An 18127-nucleotide genomic window follows, 5' to 3' on the forward strand; every position below is an offset into this window, starting at 1 on the left:
CTTCGCGCGAGCTCGTATACAAGGACGAACCCGTGGAAACACACGAAATCACCCAGCGCTTTTTGAGCCACTTCGAGAACAAGGGCCATACCCGCGTTCCCAGCGCGCCCTTGATCCTCGACGACCCGAACCTGCTGTTCGTCAACGCCGGCATGGTCCAGTTCAAGCCGTACTTCCTCGGCGAGGTCCCGCCGCCGTACCCGCGCGCGACCAGCGTCCAGAAATGCGTCCGCACCCCGGACATCGACGAGGTCGGCAAGACCACCCGGCACAACACGTTCTTCCAGATGGCGGGCAACTTCTCCTTCGGCGATTACTTCAAGGAAGGCGCCATCGAGGCGGCCTGGGAGCTGATCACCAAGCCCCAGAGCGAAGGCGGCTACGGCCTGGACCCGGCGCGGATCTGGGCGACCGTCTACGAGGACGACGCCGAGGCGGGCGGCCTGTGGAAGAAGCTCACCGGCCTGCCCGGCGAGCGCATCCAGGCCCGGGACGGCAAGGACAACTACTGGGACATGGGCGTGCCCGGTCCCGGTGGCCCGTGCTCGGAGATCTACTACGACCGCGGCCCGGAGTACGGCCGCGAGGGCGGCCCGGTCGTCGACGAGGACCGCTACATCGAGATCTGGAACCTCGTCTTCATGCAGGACGTGCGGGGTGACAAGAGCCCGAAGCACGGCCACAAGCCGATCGGCGAGCTGCCGAAGAAGAACATCGACACCGGCATGGGCGTCGAGCGGGTCGCGACGATCCTGCAGGGCGTCGAGAACGTCTACGAGACCGACCTCGTCCGCCCGGTGATCGGCCGCGCCGAGGAGTTCTCCGGCCGCCGCTACGGCAGCGACCACACCGACGACGTCCGCTTCCGCGTCATCGCCGACCACGCCCGCACCGGCGTCCTGCTCATCGGTGACGGCGTCACCCCGGGCAACGACGGCCGCGGCTACGTGCTGCGCCGCCTGCTCCGCCGGATCGTCCGCTCCGCGCGACTGCTCGGCGTGCACGAAGCGGTGCTGCCCGCCTTCGCCGCGGTCGTCCGCGACACGATGGGCCCGACCTACCCCGAGCTGGTCGCCGGTTTCGACCGGATCTCCGACGTCGTGCGCGCCGAGGAAGAGGCCTTCCTCGCGACGCTGACCAGTGGCTCGCGCATCTTCGACCTCGCCGCCGTAGAGACCAAGCGTGACGGCGGCTCGCTGCTGGCCGGCGACAAGGCGTTCCAGCTGCACGACACCTACGGCTTCCCGATCGACCTGACCCTCGAGATGGCGTCCGAGCAGGGCCTGACCGTCGACGAAGAGGGTTTCCGCACGCTCATGAACGAGCAGCGGCAGCGGGCGAAGGCCGACGCGGCGTCGCGCAAGACCGGGCACGGCGACCTGTCCGAGTACCGCAAGGTGCTCGAACAGCACGGCGAGACCGAGTTCCTCGGCTACTCCGACCTGCAGGCCGAAGCGAAGGTCGTCGCGCTGCTGGAAGACGGCGTCCCCGTCCGCAGCGTCGGCGCGGGCAAGAAGGCCGAGCTGGTGCTCGACCGCACCCCGTTCTACGCCGAGAGCGGTGGCCAGGTCGCCGACACCGGCGTGCTGCTCGGCGACGGCGTCGAGCTCAAGGTCCACGACGTGCAGAAGATCGTGCCTGGCCTGTTCGTGCACCGCGTCGAGGTGCTCGACGGCGAGGTCGGTATCGGCAGCGCGCTGACCGGTTCGGTCGACCAGCACCGCCGTCTGTCGATCGAGCGGTCCCACTCCGCGACGCACCTGGTCCACGCGGCCGTGCGCGGCGCGTACGGCAAGCGCGCGGCGCAGGCCGGTTCGCTCAACTCGCCGGGCCGGATGCGGTTCGACTTCACCACCTCCGGCTCGGTCTCGTCCGACGTGCTGACCGAGGTCGAGGAGGAGGTCAACGACTACCTCCAGACCAACGTCGAGGTGAACACCTTCGTCACCACGAAGGACAAGGCCCTCGAACTGGGCGCTGTCGCGCTGTTCGGCGAGAAGTACGGCAACGACGTCCGCGTCGTCGACATGGGCGAGTACTCCCGCGAACTGTGCGGCGGCACCCACGTCGACCGTATCGGCCAGCTCGGCCTGGTAAAGCTCGTGGGCGACTCGTCCATCGGCTCCGGCGTGCACCGCGTCGAGGCGCTCGTCGGCACGGACGCGCTCAAGTACGTCCGCAAGGAGCAGCTGCTCGTCTCGCAGCTCGCGAGCACCTTCAAGGTGCCTTCGGACCAGCTGCCGTCGCGGATCGACGACGTGCTCACCCGGCTCAAGAACGCCGAGAAGGAGATCGAGCAGCTGCGCACCCAGCAGGTGCTCGGCTCGGCGGGCGCGCTCGCGGACAAGGCCGAGGACATCGGCGGGGTCGCGGTCGTGGCGGCGAAGCTCGGTGACGGCGTCGACTCGAACGGCCTGCGCGCGCTGGCCTCGGACATCCGCGGCCGGCTCGGCGCGCGCCCCGGCGTGGTCGCGCTGTTCGCACCGCAGGGCGAGAAGGTCGCCTTCGTCGTCGCGACGACCAAGGCGGCGCAGGAAAAGGGCATCGCGGCGGGCAAGCTCGTCCCGTCGTTCGCCGAGGCGATCGGCGGCCGTGGCGGCGGCAAGCCGGACATGGCCCAGGGTGGCGGCACCAACCCGGCCGGTGCCGAGCAGGCCATCGCCTCACTGCGCGCGGCGGTCGCCCAAGTTGGCTGACGACGCCCCCCAGCGGCGCCCGGATCGGGCCGGAGAGTCCGATCCGGGGCGTGGCAGGCGGCTTGGTGTGGATGTCGGATCCGTCCGGGTCGGGGTCGCGCTCAGCGATCCCGACCCCATCCTCGCCAGCCCGCTCGTTACCCTCACTCGAGACGCGAGCGGTGACAAGGACGTCGACCAGCTCGTCGGACTTGTCACCGAACACGACGTGGTCGAGGTGGTCGTCGGCTTGCCGAGGACCCTCAAGGACCGTCACGGCCCCGCCGCGCAGGCGGCGCTCGACTATGCCGAAAAGGTCGCGGTCAAGATCGCTCCGGTACCGGTGCGGCTGGCCGACGAGCGGTTGACCACGGTGACGGCATCCAGGATGCTGTCGCAGCGTGGGGTGAAGGGACGTAAGCAACGTGCCGTCGTCGATCAGGCGGCCGCGGTCGAGATCCTGCAGGCCTGGATCGACGCGGTAACGGCACATCGCGCACGGAAGGGCGATACATGACCGAGCCCCACGGCCGGCCCGAACGCCGGCAGGGCGGCAGACGAAGGTTGCGGGAGCCTGACGAGCCAGTCCAGCCCCCCGCCCGTCGCCGGCCCGAACCTCCGCCGCCGGCCGAGCCGGTGGCCCGCCGACGGCACGTCCGGCAGGAACCCGACGACGTTCCGCCGCCACCGCCGATCCGCCGGGCCGCCGCCGATCCGCCTCCGCCGCCCGCTCGGCGGCAGCGTCCGGCACCGCCGAGACGCGCTCCGGAAACGGCGGCACCCCCGCCTCCTCCGCAGCAGCCGCCGCCCCGGCGGTCCCCCCAGTCGGGTGACCGTGGTTCTGGCATGCCCGCCTACGCCCAGGACGAGCCGCGTCCCGGCCGCCGCAGGCGCCGTGAGGACGACGGCCCGTTCCCCGACGAGCGGCCGACGGACATCCTTCCCGCGATCCAGGAGGCGCCGCTGGCCCGGCGCCCCGGCGCGGCCCCGCTTCCGCCTCAGTCGCCTCCTCAGGGCAGCGAGGAGGAGTACGACGAGATCTTCGGCGACGACGCCTACGACGACACGTATGACGAGTACGGCGAGTACGAGGACTACGACGAGTACGAGGACGAGCAGGGCCTCGACGACGACGATCGTGCCGAGCCCGAACGGATCGAGGACGCCCGCCCGGAGCGCAACGCGCCGCCGCCCAAGAAGCGCAAGAAGAAGCGCGCGCTGGGCTGGGTCGCCGCGCTGGCCGTGCTCGTGCTGCTCGCCGGCGGGGCCTTCTACGGCTTCAACGCGATCTTCGGCTACGACGACTACGAAGGCGTCGGCGAGAGCGACGTCCTCGTCCAGGTGGAGAAGGGCGACTCGACGTCGGCCATCGGCAACCGGCTGCAGGCGGCCGGGGTGGTCGCCAGCGGCAAGGCGTTCGTGAAGGCGGGCGAGGACAACACCGCGGTCTCGCGGCTGCAGCAGGGCTACTACGTCATGAAGACGAAGATGTCCGGTGCCAGCGCGGTCGACAAGATGACCGCGGCCGCGTCGAAGGTCGGCCAGGTCGAAATCCGGCCGTACACCCAGTTCCACGACATCACCCAGCCCGACGGCAAGGTCACGCCCGGCGTGTACACCTTGCTGTCCAAGGCCTCCTGTGCGGACCTGAACGGTACGAGCACCTGCATCCCGGTCGAGGAACTGCGGAAGACGATTGAGACCGCGGATCTGGCGAAGCTGGGCGTGCCGTCGTGGGCGGTCGAGTCCGCCTCCAAGGCCGAGCACAAGGACCGGCGGCTCGAAGGCCTCATCGCCCCGGGCATCTTCAACGTCAAACCCGGCTGGACTGCGGAGGAACTGCTTACCGCCGTCGTGAAGACCTCGGCGGAGCGCATCCTGAACGCGGGGCTGAGCGACCAGTCCAAGGGCGACGGCAAGACGCCGTACGAGACGCTCATCATCGCGTCGATCATCGAACGCGAGGCCGTGAAGGCCGACTTCGGGAAGATCTCGCGGGTCATCTACAACCGGCTCGACGAGAAGATGCGGCTCGAGATGGACTCGACGGTCAACTACGTCCTCGACCGGCCGACCCTGCTCACCAAACCCGAAGAACGGGACAAAGCGGGCGCCTACAACACCTACAAGTCGGTCGGCCTGACCCCGACGCCGATCGCGGTGCCGAGCGCGGAGGCGATCCAGGCCGCGCTGAAGCCGATGGCGGGCGAGTGGCTGTTCTTCGTCAAGTGCGAGAAGAACGGACTCTCCTGCTTCACGGTGACGAACGACGAGCACAACAAGGCCAAGTTGGACGCACAGAGGCGCGGTGTCTACTAAACGCAAGGCCGCGATCCTCGGGAAACCGGTCGAACACTCGCTCTCGCCGGTTCTGCACGGCGCCGCCTTCCGCGCGCTCGGGCTGGACGGCTGGACCTACGAGCGCGTCGAGATGGACGGCCCCGGATTGCCCGCGTTCGTCCGTGGGCTCGGTCCGGAGTGGACCGGGCTCTCGGTCACCATGCCCGGGAAACGGGCCGCGCTGGAGCACGCCGACGAGGTGACGCCGCGCGCGGCGTCGGTCGGCGCGGCGAACACGTTGGTACGCCGGGAATCCGGCTGGCTGGCCGACTGCACCGACGTCGACGGCGTCACCGGGGCCCTCCGGATCGCGGGGGGCTACTCGGCTGATCCGGACGACGCGGCGGTGATCCTCGGAGCGGGCGGCACGGCCGCGGCGGCCGTCGTCGGGCTGGCTTCGCTCGGCGTGCGGACGGTCCGGCTCGTCGTGCGGGACCCCGCACGGGCGACCGAAACGGCCGAAGCGGCGAAGCGGGCCGGACTGGACGTCGAGGTCCTGCGCTGGGCCGACGCCGACTTCGGGAAGCTCGCGGCGGATTCGGCGGTGCTGGTGAGCACCGTGCCCCCGGACGCCGTCCGGCCGCATCTGACGGACCTGGCCGGGATCGGCGTCGTCCTCGACGTCATCTACCACCCCTGGCCGACGGCGCTCGCCGAAGCCGTCGCCGAGCGGGGCGGGCGGCTGGCCACCGGGCTGGACATGTTGCTGCACCAGGCTTTCGGGCAGTCCGAGTATTTCACCGGGCGGCCCGCGCCGCGTGCGGAGATGCGGGACGCGCTGTGCGAGGCGACCGGCGGGATCCTTCCTCTGCCCATCGGGTGATCTGAAAAAATGCCTGACAAGATCGTTCGGGTTCGATAACCTGGCCGACTGCCTCGAGAGGGGTGTCGCGGCAATCTGGTGACCCACGGCGCGCGCCCCTGGCCGGATGGCCCCGCTATCGCGGCGGCAGGGCGCCCTGAATGGGGGACGGGACGTCTCTTTCCCGCTTGCGCCCTGGCGACGTGATCGCGGTCGCGCGCAGACTCGCGAAGAGTGCTGCAGGAAGGAACAAGGGGTCAATGCCTAAACCCGATCGTGACGACTACACCGAAGAAGACATCAACAACGCGTGGGTCGATCAGGCTCCGGTACTGAATTCCACCGTCACCCTGGCCGAATACGACCCGGAGTGGCCAGAACTGTTCGACCGCGAAGCGAAGCGCATCAGGGGGATCCTGGGGGAGCGCGCGCTCATTCTCGAACACGTCGGCTCGACGTCGATTCCCGGTCTGTGCGCGAAACCGATCATCGACATCATGCTCGTCGTCCCGGATTCGGACGACGAAGACGCCTATCTGCCGCAGCTGGAGGCGGAGGGCTACAAGCTCGTCATCCGCGAGCCGGAGTGGGAGAAGCACCGCAGCCTCAAAGGCCCGGACACGAACATCAACCTGCACGTCTACTCGCCGGACAACGGCCAGACCGAGCGTTACCGGCTCTTCCGTGACCGGCTGATCGCCCACGAGGACGAGCTGAAGCTCTACGAGACCAAGAAACGCGAACTGGCCGCGCGCACCTGGAAGTACATCCAGCACTACGCCGACGCCAAGACCGAGGTGATCGACGAGATCATCGAACGGGCGCGGGCCGCCCAATACGACGGCTTCGCCCGGCTCTACGCGGCGCACGCCGAAACCAGCAGCACCAACGCCCGCTACGACCGCCCGGCCATCGTCGAACTGGCCGGGGACGTCGAGGGCAAGCGAGTGCTCGACGTCGGCTGCGCGGCCGGGCACCTCAGCGCCCTGCTCGCGGCGAAGGGCGCGGACGTCTTAGGCGTCGACGCCAGCGAAGGCATGGTCACCGTCGCCCGTGAAGGCTTCGGGGACGTCGCGAAGTTCGAAACGGCCGACGTGTCGCGACCGATGACGTTCCTCCCGGATGCCTCGATCGACGTCATCACGGCGTCGCTGGTCCTGCACTACCTGAAGGACTGGGGGCCGGCGCTGGCCGAGTTCCGGCGGGTGCTGAAGCCCGGCGGTGTCCTGGTGTTCTCGGTGCACCATCCCGGCGAGGACTGGCGCTGGTTCGAGAAGGACGACTACTTCCAGCTCGAACTGCTCGACGACGAGTTCCCGCTGGGGGAGTACAAGCAGAAGGTCCAGTTCTATCGGCGGCCGCTGAGCTGGACCTTCGGCGCCGTCCGGGACGCGGGGTTCGCCGTCGACAGGCTCGTCGAGCCGATGCCGGAGGAGTCCGTCGCCGAGACCGACCCGCGCTGGTACGCGAAGCTGCGGACGAAACCACGATTCCTGTACTTCCGAACACTTCGCGAAGACTAGGCACCGGCAAGCGCCGGCAAGTCCGTGAAGGACTCCTTGAGGGAATCAGAGTCCCTCAAGGAGTCCTTCACGGACTTCCGAAGCGCAAGCTCAGGCGGCGTCGTCTCGCTTCGAGAGGTCCCGGATCAGCGACACGATCTCCCGGCTCACCGGTCGCAGCACTCGCAGCCGCGAGAGCCCCACCAGCCGCGCGACCAACGGGACCGTGCGCTCCACCAGCATCCGGCTGCGCTTCTGTCCCCGGGACCGGTCGTGGATCCAGAACAGCACCATGCCCATCTGGTACAGCCACAGCAGTTCGGGCAGGTCGTCGCGCAGGTCCGGGTCGAGTTTGGCGTCGGAGTCGGCGATGACTTCGCGCATCAGGCCGATCGAGGCGTCCCGCGCGGGCGTCGACTCGTCGCTGAACGGGCTCAGCGGCGAATCCGGGTCGGCGGCGTTGACGAAGAACTGGGTGCCGAAGCGGTGATACGGCTCGGCCACGTCGAGCCAGGTGAGCAGGACCGCCTTGAGCCGGGCGCTGAAGTCCCGCTCACCTTCGATGGCCTGGCGTGCCGTCGTCAGGTGAACCTTGGCTATTTCGTCGTAGAACCCCTGGATCAGCTGGTCTTTCGAGGCGAAGTAGTAGTAGGCGTTCCCGACCGATACGCCGGCTTCGGCGGCGATGGCGCGCATGGTCGTGCGGTCGTAGCCGTTCTCGGCGAACAGCCGCATCGCGGTCGCCACGATCAGCGACCTGGTTTCCTCACTCTTCGCCACTGGTGCACGTTATCCGGTCAGGGCGCCGGGTGCGGAGCGGGCGCCGGATAGCCGGGGTGGCCGGGATAGGGCGGCGGCATCGGCGCGGGCCGCGCGGCGTGGTTCAGGTGGCGGCGCCGGATGCTGTTGAACACCAGCACGTTCCCGACGTGCATCACGCCGAGTACCAGGGCCACGGTTCCGACCTTCACCGACAGCATTTCGAAGATGTCGCGTGCGTCGAGAACGGTGTCGGTGCTGGTGAGGAACAGGGTCACGAAACCGAGGCTGATCAGGTAGAAGCCGACGACCAGCAGCTGGTTGACCGAGTGGGCGAGCGCCTGCTTGTCCTGGAAGACGTCTTCGAGGAACGTCTTGCCGTGCCTGCTCAGGGTGCGGGCGACCAGCACGGTCAGGGGGACGGTGATGACGAGGTAGAGCGCGTAGGCGATGACGACGGGTTGCATGGGGACCTCCTTTTGAACGTGTTCAAGAAGTACCGTAGCCCAAGTTTTGAACGCGTTCAAGTGCGGGTGTTCACCTGAAGCTCACCCGTACGGCCGCCGAAGATGCGTAAGGTCGCACAGACTCTGGGAGGTAAGACCGTGAAACGCATCGCCGCCGTGCTCACATCGGGAGCTTTGCTCGCCGGGACGCTGTTGGCCGCCACTCCGGCGGAGGCCACCGTCGGCCAGAACGTTCGCTTCGCGACGTACAACGCTTCGCTGAACCGCGGAGCGGCCGGCCAGCTGGTGACCGACCTGTCGCAGCCGGGCAACGCGCAGGCGAACGAGGTCGCGGAGGTCATCCAGCTCAACCGCCCGGACGTGCTGCTGATCAACGAGTTCGACTACGTGCCGGGCAACCGCGCCGCCGACCTGTTCCGAGAGAACTACCTGAAGCGCGGCCAGAACGGCGCCGCCCCGATCGACTACCCGTACGCCTTCACCGCGCCGTCGAACACGGGCGTGGCGACCGGTTTCGACCTCGACCGCAACGGCCAGGTCGGCGGCGGCAACGACGCGCACGGCTTCGGCCTGTTCGAGGGCCAGTACGGCATGCTCGTCCTCTCGAAGTACCCGATCGACACCCAGAGCGTCCGCACGTTCCAGAAGTTCCTCTGGAAGGACATGCCGGGCGCGCTGCTCCCGGACGATCCGGCCACCCCGGCGCCGAACGACTGGTACTCGCCGCAGGCACTCGACGTCTTGCGGCTGTCCTCGAAGTCGCATTGGGACGTCCCGGTCCGCGTCGGCCGGTCCACCGTGCACTTCCTGGCCGCACACCCGACGCCGCCCACCTTCGACGGCCCCGAGGACCGCAACGGGACGCGCAACAACGACGAGATCCGCTTCTGGGCGGACTACGTGACGCCGGGCAAGGGCCGCTACATCCACGACGACCGCGGCCGCCGCGGCGGGCTGGGCGCGCACGAGAAGTTCGTCATCGCCGGCGACCACAACTCCGACCCGCTCGACGGCGACAGCGTCCCGGGCGCGATTTCGCGACTGCTGAAGGCGCCTCGCGTCATCGAGACGCGGCCGGGCAGCGAAGGCGCTGTACGGGCGGCTCAGGACCAGGGTGGGGCCAACATCGGCCAGAAGGGTGACCCGTTCTTCGACACGGGCGACTTCAACGACAACGCGCCGGGGAACCTGCGGATCGACTACGTCCTGCCGTCCAAGGGGCTCTTCCCGTGGCGCGCCGAGGTCTTCTGGCCGCTGCCCGGCTCACCGCTGGCACGGCTCAACGACGCTTCGGACCACCATCTCGTGCGGGTGGACGTGTTCGTACCGCGCTGGTGACCCTCTCAGCGCGCTAGCCGCGCGGCTCCCGGGCCGGTGAGCGTGGCGAGTCCGGCACTCCGGCCGCTCACCGCCAAGAGCAGGTCGGCGAGCGGTCCCCGTACCTCGTCGGGGCCCGCGCCGCCGGTCCACTCGGCGTCGGTGGCGATCAGCCGCACGTCCTTGCAGCGTTTGCGGGCACCCCAGAACGGGCTGACGAGAATGTGCTCCAGCGACGCGATCACCGGCTGCTCCGGCATCGGCCGGACGAGGCCCAGCGGCCGGGCGATGTCCTGGCCGTGGATGAGCACGTCGGCGAGCGGGTCGATCGGTTTGGCGCCGGGCGAGCGGCGTGGCGATCCCGCGTCCGCCCGGATCTGGGCGACGAGTTCGGCCGGGGAGAACCGGGCGGCATAGGCGACGGCCTGGTCGGTGTTCATCCTGTCCCAATTGCCCTTGGCCTTGAGGACACCGAGAAGGGTGTCCTTGAGTCGGTTCCTGGTGGACTGCGCCAGATGGCCCGCCATCGCGTGCACCGTCCACTCCGGACACAGGGTCTTCACCGACCAGTCCGTTTCGCCGAGGCCCTCCAGCAGATCCGCGAAACTCAGCCGCTCCGTCTCGGTCCAGGTCAAGATCGTGCCCTCGTCCATGCCTGCTTCCTCCCCTGCAGCCGGTGGTGCCGGAATCCTAGCTAGATTGGGCCCATGAAGATCGCGATTCTCGACGACTATCAGAACGTGGCGCTCGGTTACGCCGACTGGGCCTCCCTCGGCGCCGAGATCGAGGTGTTCACGAACCCGTTCTACGGCGCCGATGAAGTGGTCGAGCGGCTTCAGGGCTTCGACGTCCTGGTCGCGATGCGCGAACGCACCCGTTTCCCCGCCGAGGTGCTCGACCGGCTGCCCGGGCTCAAGCTGCTGGTGAGTACCGGCAAGCGCAACGCGGCGATCGACGTGGCCGCCGCCCGGCGCAACGGCGTGGTCGTCTCCGCCACCGGGTACATCGGCGCGCCCGCGGCCGAGCACACCTGGGCGCTGATCCTCGCCGCCGCCCGGAACCTGCCCACCGAGTTCCGGAACATGAGCGAGGGCGGCTGGCAGAGCACCGTCGGTACGGTGCTGCAGGGCAAGACCCTCGGCCTGCTCGGGCTCGGCAGGCTCGGCGCGGGCGCGGCCAAGATCGGCCAGGCGTTCGGGATGGAGACCATCGCCTGGAGCCAGAACCTGACCCAGGAGAAGGCCGCCCCCCACGGCGTGACGGCGGTGTCGAAGGAAGACCTGTTCGCCCGTTCGGACGTGCTGTCGATCCACGTCGTGCTCAGCAGGCGCAGCAGGGGACTCGTGGGCGCGACCGAACTCGCGTCCATGAAGCCGACGGCGATCCTCGTCAACACCTCGCGTGGCCCGATCGTGGACGAGACCGCCTTGGTGGACTCCTTGCGGCGCAAGGAGATCGCCGTCGCCGCGCTCGATGTCTACGACGTCGAGCCGCTGCCGTCGGAGCACCCGCTGCGCACGCTGGACAACGTCGTGCTCACCCCGCACATCGGCTACGTCACCCGCGAGGCCTACGAGATCTTCTACCGCGACGCCGTCGAGGACATCGCGGCGTTCCAGGCGGGCGCGCCGGTCCGTGTCATGGAGTGAGGCCGAATCATGGAGTGAGGCCGCGCAGTTCGGCCAGCACGGCGTCGGTGTAGGGCGGCCACACCTCGGCCGCCCACGGGCCGAACGCGCGGTCGGTGAGTGTGACGCAGGCGGCGCCGGCGTCCGGATCGACCCACAGGAACGTGCCGGACTGCCCGAAGTGGCCGAAGGTCCGTGGTGAACTCGCCGACCCGGTCCAATGTGGACTCTTGTGGTCGCGGATCTCGAAACCGAGGCCCCAGTCGTTCGGTTTCTGATGGCCGAAGCCCGGCAGGACACCGGAAAGCCCGGGGAAGACGACAGAAGTGGCCTCGCGCACCGTTTCGGCGGCGATGAGCTTCGGAGCCTGGAGTTCGGCGGCGAAGGCGGCCAGGTCGTCCACAGAGGACTCCGCGCCGGAGGCGGGGGAGCCGGTCAGCCGGGTCGACTTCATGCCCAGCGGCTGGAAGAGCGCCTCGGCCTGGTAGTCGGCGAAGGGGATGCCGGAATGCTCGGTGAGCGCGTCGGCGAGCTGTTCGAAGCCGGCGTTGGAGTACAGGCGCCGGTTGCCGGGCGCGGCCATCTGCTTGTGCTCGTTGAAGGCCAGGCCCGAGGTGTGCGAGAGCAGGTGCCGGATCGTCGAGCCTTCCGGCCCGGCGGGGGTGTCGAGTTCGACGACGCCCTCTTCGATGGCGATCAGCGCGGCGTAGGCCGTCAGCGGCTTCGTCACCGACGCCAACCGGTACACCTTCGTCGTGTCGCCGTGCGTGCCCAGCACGTCACCGGCGGCGTTCACCACGGCCGTGGCGGCGTTGTCCACCGGCCACTGTTCGATCTCGCGCACGCTCTCCATGCCCAACACCCTACGAAGCCCGGACCGATCGGGGCGGCCCGGGCTTCGCAGGGTGAGGGATCAGGCGTCGAGGTCGGTCGCCACCAGCTCGGCGATGGCGTCGACGGCCGCTTCGGCGCCGTCACCCTCGGCACTGATGATGACCTCGTCGCCGAAACCGGCGGCGAGCGTCATCAGGTTCAGCACACTGCCGGCCGCGACCGGGTCGCCGTCCACCTTGGCGATGCTCACCGCGACGGACTGAGCCGCGGCCGCCTTGGCGACCAGTGCGGCGGGCCTGGCGTGCAGGCCCACCTTGCTGGCCACGGTGACTCGTTTCTCCGGCATGTTCTTTCCCTTTCGTGCCTTCGGTTTTCTGGAGCTGAAACTACTTGACGGGCTTCGCCGAGGTGGCTTCGAGGTCGGCCTCCATCGAGTCGTCCTCGCGGCCGGGGGTCCGCAGGTTCCACTTGGTGATCACGAAGCGGAAGATCACGTAGTAGATGACCGCGTAGGCCAGGCCGATCGGGATGAGCAGCCAGACGTTGCTGCTCGCCGCCGGTGCGGTGCTGTTGAGCGCGAAGTCGATCGCGCCGGCGGAGAACGAGAAGCCGAGGTGGATGTCGAGCGCGTTGACCAGAGCCAGTGACGTACCGGTCAGGACCGCGTGGATCAGGTACAGCGGCCACGCCACGAACATGAACGAGAACTCGATCGGTTCGGTGACACCGGTCAGGAACGACGTCAGCGCGCCGGCGATCATCACACCGCCGACGATCTTCTTCTGGCTGGGCTTCGCGGTCTGCCAGATCGCCAGCGCCGCGGCCGGGATGGCGAACATGAAGATCGGGAAGAACCCGGTCATGAAGGCGCCCGCGTTGGGGTCCTTCTCGACGAAGAAGTTGTTGATGTCGCCACCGTCGAAGATGAACCACACCGGCACGTTCAGCAACTGATGCAGACCGACCGGGATGAGCAGGCGGTTGAGCACACCGTAGATCCCGCCACCGACCACCGGTGCGCCGGTGACCGCCTCACCGGCGGCTTGGATGCCCTCGTTGACCCAGTGGAAGACCAGGCCGAGCGGCACCGCGAGGATCATCAGCACCACGGCGGTGATGATCGGCACGAACCGGCGGCCGCCGAAGAAGGCCAGGTACGGGGGCAGCTTCACGCGATAGAACTTCTGCCACAGCAGCGCGGTGACCAGACCGACGATCACGCCGGCGAGCACACTGTAGGGCCACTTGAGCGGGTTGAGCATCAGGCCGCCCTGCTTCTCCGGGTCCCAGCCGGGAAGCTCGGAGAAGGGAGCGAAGACCTGGAGAACGCTGGTGAACACGAAGAAGCCGACTACAGCGGCCAGGGCGGTCGCGCCATCACTCTTGCGGGCGAAGCCGACGGCGATACCCACCGCGAACAGCAGCGGCAGCCAGTTGAACAGGGAACCGCCCGCCGCGCCGAGCACGGCCGCGACCTTGTCCCAGCCCAGCCCGTCTTTGCCGAGCAGGTCGTCCTGGCCGAGCCGCAGAAGCAGGCCGGCGGCGGGAAGAGCGGCGATGGGGAGCATGAGGCTGCGGCCGAAGCGCTGGAGCCCGGCCAGTCCCTTGCCCTTGCTCTTCGCCCCCTCGGCGGTGGTGGAGCTCATCGGGTACCTCCATAGTGAGGATGGTGACCGGAATCCGGGGTGTTCCGGTCCAGCTGCATGGTGACCTGGTAGTGATCGCCCCGGTACCAGGAAGTCATGTCTTCGATCGGCTCTCCGTTGACGCTGGAGACCCGGCGGAAGACAAGGAGCGGACTGCCGGCGCGCATGCCGAGCAGGCGTGCCGTTTCGCGGTCCGCTGATTCCGCCCAGACCGTTTGATAGGCGTGGTCAGGGCGGAGGTCGTACGACTGCGCTAACTGGACGTACAGCGATCGGGTGAGATCGAGATCGAGCAGACCCGGCATGCGGCCCGCGTGGTACCAGCCGCGTTCGACCGCGAGCGGCACCCCGTCGGCACGGCGGAGCCGGACCAGCCGGTGCGCCGGGCTCCCGGCGGCCAGGCCGAGGGCGTGCGCCGAGGGGGTGGGCGGGACCTCGGTGGCTGTCTTGACGACCTCCGTGGTCGGCGTCATCCCGCGACGGCGCATGTCCTCGGTGAAGGACATCAGGTAGAGCTGGAGCTCCATCCGCCTGGCGGCGGTGAACGTCCCTTTGCCGCGCACGCGGGACAGGAGCCCTTCTTCGACCAGCTTGCCGATCGCCGACCGTACCGTGAGCCGCGACACCTGATAGGTCTCGGCGAGGTCACGTTCCGAGGGAATAGGTGAGCCGGGGGGTAGCTCTCGCTCGACAGTGCGGCGCAGAATCTCCCGCAGCTGAGCGTGTTTGGGTGTCGGTCCGTTGATCACGCGGTCGGACGGCGGCACCTGTGCCGAAGCGCTCGTCATGGTCACCGTCCTTTCGGGCCGGTCGTCGGGGAACCCGTACTCGCATCTGGTCCGGAAGATTGGTACGTTCCGGTCTAGACCAATGATCCGATGGGGCAGGATGCTCCGTCTCATGAGCGGGTGTCAACCACCGTTACGCGTTCGTGGCCAGGGATCGGGTGCGAGTCGGCGAACGGCGTAGTACAGCTGGTTCGCATGTGGGAAACCGACAGGGAACAGGGAGACCGCGATGGCGGATGACAGGCCGGAAAAGATCCTCGCGGCGCTCGGCGGAGCCGAGAACGTCATCGAGATCGAGGGGTGTATCACCCGGCTGCGCTGTGAGCTCGAAGACATGAGCCTGCTCGACGAGCCGGCGCTGAAGGCCGCCGGCGCGATGGGCGTCGTGCGCATGGGAGCCGGTGTCCAGGTCATCGTGGGGCCGGAGGCCGACACGATCGCCAGTGACATCGAGGATCTGCTGTGAGCCTCGAGATCCTGAGCCCGGTCGCCGGGAAGACGACCGCTATGACCGAAGTGCCCGATCCGGTCTTCGCGCAGGCGATGGTCGGCCCGGGGATCGCGGTCGTGCCTTCGGGCGGGCGTCAGGACGCTGTCTCGCCGGTCGACGGCACGGTCGTGACCCTGCACCCGCACGCCTATGTGGTGGCCACCGAAGACGGCCGCGGCGTGCTGGTCCACCTCGGGATCGACACGGTCAAGCAGAAGGGGGAGGGGTTCACCCTCCACGTCGTCAAGGGCGAGGCCGTCCGCGCCGGGCAGCCTGTCGTCGGCTGGGACCCCGAGGCCGTCGCGGCCGCCGGCTACTCGCCGATCGTCCCGGTGGTGGCGCTGGACGCCAAGGCCGAGGTGCTCTCGGGACTGCTCACCGGGGGCGACGTCGAAGCGGGCGACCCGATCTTCACCTGGGACGCCTGAAACTTCGTACACCAAAGGGTCCCTTTAGGACGGTTTTCGTCCTGAAGGGACCCTTTGTGGCATTTCGGGATTCTTCTCAGGCCGTGACGACCTGGCCGTTCGTGACCTTGACCGCGATCGAGGGCAGCGGCTGGTCCGCCGGGCCTTTTTTGACCGCGCCGGTCGCGGCGTCGAAGATCGAGTTGTGGCAAGGACATTTGAGCTCCGCGCCCTCCGGGACGACGGCGCAGCCCTGGTGGGTACAGATCGCGCTGAACGCGGCCGCGGTGCCCTCGGCGGTCCTGCAGACGATGACGTCCTTGCCGTCGGCGGTCTTGGCGGCCTTCGCCTGCCCGACCTCGATGTCGGCGAGCGCGGCGAGGCTTTCGCCCGGAGCCGCGGCCGGGGGTGCGGCGGCCGAGCCGGTCGAGGGGGTGTCGCTTCCGCAGGCCGAGAGGGCCACGGCACCGACGGCCACGCCGGCGACGGCGGCCCCGGTGGACAGAACGGTGCGGCGGGAATGCAGTTCGGCAGTCATGCCCATACACACGGGCCGCACACCCATCCGGTTCAATTTCGCCGACCATCGGGTGCGGAATTGAACCGAGCGGCCTTCTTTTCCGTGTTCAAAGGCATAGGGGAACCGAACACGCGGAAAGAGATACGGACATGATCCGGTGGTTGTTGCGGGCGGTGGTGGCGGCGGGCCTGCTCGGCTCGGCGTGGGTGCATTACGTCGTATGGCAGGACTGGGCGTCCGAAACGGATGTCGTCGGTCCACTCTTCTTGGTGAACGTGGTGGCCGGTGTGGTCCTCGCGATCGCGGTCCTGGTCTGGCACCACTGGCTTCCCGTGCTCGGGGCGGTCGGCTTCGGCTTGGCCACGCTGGCCGCGTACGTGCTTTCGCTGACCACCGGCTTCTTCGGGGTCACAGAGCAGTTCGCCACCCAGGCCGAACTGTGGGGAGTGATCACCGAAGCGGCCTGCGTGGTGTTCGGGGTGCCTTTGCTCTTCAACCGCGAAGGCACGGATCGGTGAAGGAATTCGCGGAGGACCGGCTGATGCGGGCTTTGCACGAGGAGCACGCCACGGCGCTCTGGTCCTACGCACTGCACCTGACCAGTGGAGACCGGGTCCGGGCCGAGGACGTCGTCCAGGAGACGCTGCTGCGTGCCTGGCGCAACGCCAAGGTGCTCGACCAGTCCGAAGGTTCGGCGCGGGGCTGGCTGTTCACCGTCGCGAGACGGATAGCCATCGACGACTGGCGCGCCGCCGAGGCGCATCCGGAGGTGGTGACCGGCGACCCGCCCGAACGGGCGATCACCGACGGCACCGAACGAGCGGTTCAGGGCTGGCTGGTCGCCGAAGCCCTCGGTGAGCTCTCGCCGAGGCATCGGGACGTCCTCGTCCTGTGTTATTTCCAGGGTTACTCCGTCGCGGACGCTGCGAAGCGGCTTGGTGTGGCCGAAGGGACGATCAAGTCGCGGACGCACTACGCCTTGCGGGCGTTGCGGCTGGTATTGGAGGAAAGAGGGGTGACTCAATGACCGACCCCTTCGCCACCTACGACGCGGCCTACGTGCTCGGGGCGTTGTCCCCGGAAGACCGGTTCGCGTACGAGAAACACCTTCGCGTGTGCGACCAATGCGCGGCTTCGGTGCGTGATCTGGCCGGGATCCCCGGTCTGCTCGCGCAAGCCGGCGCTCCGGCGCTGCTGGAGGAGGAACCGGTGCCCTCGCCGGAACTGCTCCCGACCGTGCTCAAACGGGTCCGCCGGGGAAGGCGGATCCAGCGAGCGGTCACCGCCACCGCGGCCGGGGTGGCCGTCGCGGCCAGCGTCACGCTCGCCGTGGTCCTGACCGGACCCGCCTCGGCGGGCGGGAACCCGATGGCCCTGCTCGGCGACTACCCGGTGACCGCCGAGGTCAGCATGTCCTCGACGGAATCCGGCACCAAGGTGGACATGACCTGCAACTACGGCGGCACCCGCACCGGCGACTACATCCTGGTCGCCGTCGGGGCGGACGGCGGCACCAGCGAACTGGCCTCGTGGCGGGCGATGCCGAAGGACACCGCGCACATCGTGGTCGGCACCGCGATGCGCACGGGGGACATCAAGGCGCTCGAGATCCGCACGCCCTCGGGTCTGCCGCTGCTGCGGATGAACCCCTAGTCCCGGTTTCATGACAGGTCTTCGGCACCGGATGCGGGGTGGATTGGCCGGGCCACGAAAAATTTCGGGAGGTTTCGGGGGAGGAGCCGGGACGTTGAGTGACGCTGTTGGCGATTTCGTGGCCGGGGCGGGTGTGCGTCGATGGACGTCACCCGTGATCAGACGGCGATCACGCGTGATCGGACGGCGAACTCGCCCGTGGCCGGATTCCGCCGCGAGTTCCGTGTCCCATCACGCGTGTTCGCCGTCTGGACACGCGTGTCCTCCCTCAGATCACGCGAAACTTTCGCGGCACAGGT

General features: G+C 68.5%; 19 protein-coding genes and 1 pseudogene. 12 read left to right on the forward strand and 8 right to left on the reverse strand.

The features are described from left to right. Positions 1-32 precede the first annotated feature (32 nt). The 5 genes from alaS (at position 33) to ACLJRL_RS05240 (ending at position 7340) form a co-directional block, all read left to right on the forward strand. Positions 33-2696 carry an alanine--tRNA ligase gene (gene alaS / locus ACLJRL_RS05220; protein WP_410654832.1) on the forward strand — a complete coding sequence of 888 codons (2664 nt, stop codon included), beginning with the start codon at positions 33-35 and terminating at the stop codon, positions 2694-2696. After that, a complete protein-coding gene (gene ruvX / locus ACLJRL_RS05225) occupies positions 2689-3192 on the forward strand; it encodes a Holliday junction resolvase RuvX (RefSeq protein WP_410654833.1) in 504 nt (167 codons plus the stop codon). The genes alaS and ruvX overlap by 8 nt, the downstream gene beginning before the upstream one ends. A 329-nt stretch (positions 3193-3521) precedes the next feature. Next, positions 3522-4994, forward strand: coding sequence for an endolytic transglycosylase MltG (gene mltG / locus ACLJRL_RS05230; RefSeq protein ID WP_410654834.1), 1473 nt, complete (start codon positions 3522-3524; stop codon positions 4992-4994). Positions 4995-5007: 13 nt separating this feature from the next. Then, positions 5008-5838, forward strand: a complete 831-nt coding sequence (locus ACLJRL_RS05235) for a shikimate dehydrogenase (protein ID WP_410655166.1) — start codon at positions 5008-5010, stop codon at positions 5836-5838. Positions 5839-6077: 239 nt separating this feature from the next. After that, positions 6078-7340, forward strand: coding sequence for a GrpB family protein (locus ACLJRL_RS05240; protein WP_410654835.1), 1263 nt, complete (start codon positions 6078-6080; stop codon positions 7338-7340). Between the two features lie 90 nt (positions 7341-7430). Here ACLJRL_RS05240 and ACLJRL_RS05245 read toward each other — a convergent pair whose 3' ends face one another. After that, complete coding sequence (locus ACLJRL_RS05245) at positions 7431-8099, reverse strand: TetR family transcriptional regulator (RefSeq protein WP_410654836.1); 669 nt, start codon at positions 8097-8099, stop codon at positions 7431-7433. Between the two features lie 17 nt (positions 8100-8116). Then, positions 8117-8545, reverse strand: a complete 429-nt coding sequence (locus ACLJRL_RS05250) for a hypothetical protein (protein WP_410654837.1) — start codon at positions 8543-8545, stop codon at positions 8117-8119. 138 nt (positions 8546-8683) lie between these two features. Between ACLJRL_RS05250 and ACLJRL_RS05255 the strand changes: the two genes are divergently transcribed. After that, positions 8684-9883: an endonuclease/exonuclease/phosphatase family protein gene (locus ACLJRL_RS05255; protein WP_410654838.1), complete on the forward strand. Its 1200-nt coding sequence runs from the start codon at positions 8684-8686 to the stop codon at positions 9881-9883. A gap of 5 nt (positions 9884-9888) precedes the next feature. Here ACLJRL_RS05255 and ACLJRL_RS05260 read toward each other — a convergent pair whose 3' ends face one another. Then, positions 9889-10515 (reverse strand): maleylpyruvate isomerase family mycothiol-dependent enzyme, encoded by a 627-nt coding sequence (locus tag ACLJRL_RS05260; protein WP_410654839.1) that lies wholly within the window; start codon positions 10513-10515, stop codon positions 9889-9891. Between the two features lie 54 nt (positions 10516-10569). On the opposite strand from ACLJRL_RS05260, the gene ACLJRL_RS05265 reads away from it, so the two are divergent. Next, positions 10570-11511, forward strand: a complete 942-nt coding sequence (locus ACLJRL_RS05265; protein WP_410654840.1) for a D-2-hydroxyacid dehydrogenase family protein — start codon at positions 10570-10572, stop codon at positions 11509-11511. Between the two features lie 7 nt (positions 11512-11518). Here the strand turns inward: ACLJRL_RS05265 and ACLJRL_RS05270 are convergent, their stop codons facing one another. From ACLJRL_RS05270 to ACLJRL_RS05285, 4 genes are read right to left on the reverse strand one after another with little or no spacing between them, the layout of a single operon-like run. After that, positions 11519-12343, reverse strand: a complete 825-nt coding sequence (locus ACLJRL_RS05270; protein WP_410654841.1) for a serine hydrolase domain-containing protein — start codon at positions 12341-12343, stop codon at positions 11519-11521. 60 nt (positions 12344-12403) lie between these two features. Further along, a complete protein-coding gene (locus tag ACLJRL_RS05275; RefSeq protein ID WP_410654842.1) occupies positions 12404-12670 on the reverse strand; it encodes an HPr family phosphocarrier protein in 267 nt (88 codons plus the stop codon). Positions 12671-12710: 40 nt separating this feature from the next. After that, positions 12711-13970, reverse strand: a complete 1260-nt coding sequence (locus ACLJRL_RS05280) for a PTS transporter subunit EIIC (RefSeq protein ID WP_410654843.1) — start codon at positions 13968-13970, stop codon at positions 12711-12713. Next, entirely contained in the window at positions 13967-14758 is a 792-nt protein-coding gene (locus tag ACLJRL_RS05285) for a GntR family transcriptional regulator (RefSeq protein ID WP_410654844.1), read from the reverse strand. The genes ACLJRL_RS05280 and ACLJRL_RS05285 overlap by 4 nt, the downstream gene beginning before the upstream one ends. 220 nt (positions 14759-14978) lie before the next feature. Between ACLJRL_RS05285 and ACLJRL_RS05290 the strand changes: the two are divergent. Together ACLJRL_RS05290 and ACLJRL_RS05295 are read left to right on the forward strand one after the other, a co-directional pair. Continuing rightward, a pseudogene (locus ACLJRL_RS05290) lies at positions 14979-15224 on the forward strand (glucose PTS transporter subunit EIIB); the annotation flags it as partial. Further along, the gene (locus tag ACLJRL_RS05295; RefSeq protein WP_410654845.1) at positions 15221-15676 is read left to right on the forward strand and encodes a PTS glucose transporter subunit IIA; all 456 of its coding nucleotides are present in this window, start codon (positions 15221-15223) and stop codon (positions 15674-15676) included. The pseudogene ACLJRL_RS05290 and the gene ACLJRL_RS05295, both read left to right, overlap by 4 nt. A 76-nt stretch (positions 15677-15752) precedes the next feature. On the opposite strand, the gene ACLJRL_RS05300 is transcribed toward ACLJRL_RS05295, so the two are convergent. Next, on the reverse strand, positions 15753-16193 hold the full coding sequence (locus ACLJRL_RS05300) for a ubiquinol-cytochrome c reductase iron-sulfur subunit (RefSeq protein WP_410654846.1): 441 nt from the start codon (positions 16191-16193) through the stop codon (positions 15753-15755). A 131-nt stretch (positions 16194-16324) separates the two neighbouring features. Between ACLJRL_RS05300 and ACLJRL_RS05305 the strand changes: the two genes are divergently transcribed. From ACLJRL_RS05305 to ACLJRL_RS05315, 3 genes are read left to right on the forward strand one after another with little or no spacing between them, the layout of a single operon-like run. Beyond that, positions 16325-16693: a hypothetical protein gene (locus ACLJRL_RS05305; RefSeq protein ID WP_410654847.1), complete on the forward strand. Its 369-nt coding sequence runs from the start codon at positions 16325-16327 to the stop codon at positions 16691-16693. Then, positions 16690-17202: a sigma-70 family RNA polymerase sigma factor gene (locus ACLJRL_RS05310; protein WP_410654848.1), complete on the forward strand. Its 513-nt coding sequence runs from the start codon at positions 16690-16692 to the stop codon at positions 17200-17202. The genes ACLJRL_RS05305 and ACLJRL_RS05310 overlap by 4 nt, the downstream gene beginning before the upstream one ends. After that, the gene (locus ACLJRL_RS05315; protein ID WP_410654849.1) at positions 17199-17828 is read left to right on the forward strand and encodes an anti-sigma factor family protein; all 630 of its coding nucleotides are present in this window, start codon (positions 17199-17201) and stop codon (positions 17826-17828) included. Before ACLJRL_RS05310 ends, ACLJRL_RS05315 begins: the two co-directional genes overlap by 4 nt. Positions 17829-18127 lie beyond the last annotated feature (299 nt).

This window comes from Amycolatopsis sp. lyj-112 (genome assembly GCF_046549055.1).
Taxonomy (GTDB): domain Bacteria; phylum Actinomycetota; class Actinomycetes; order Mycobacteriales; family Pseudonocardiaceae; genus Amycolatopsis.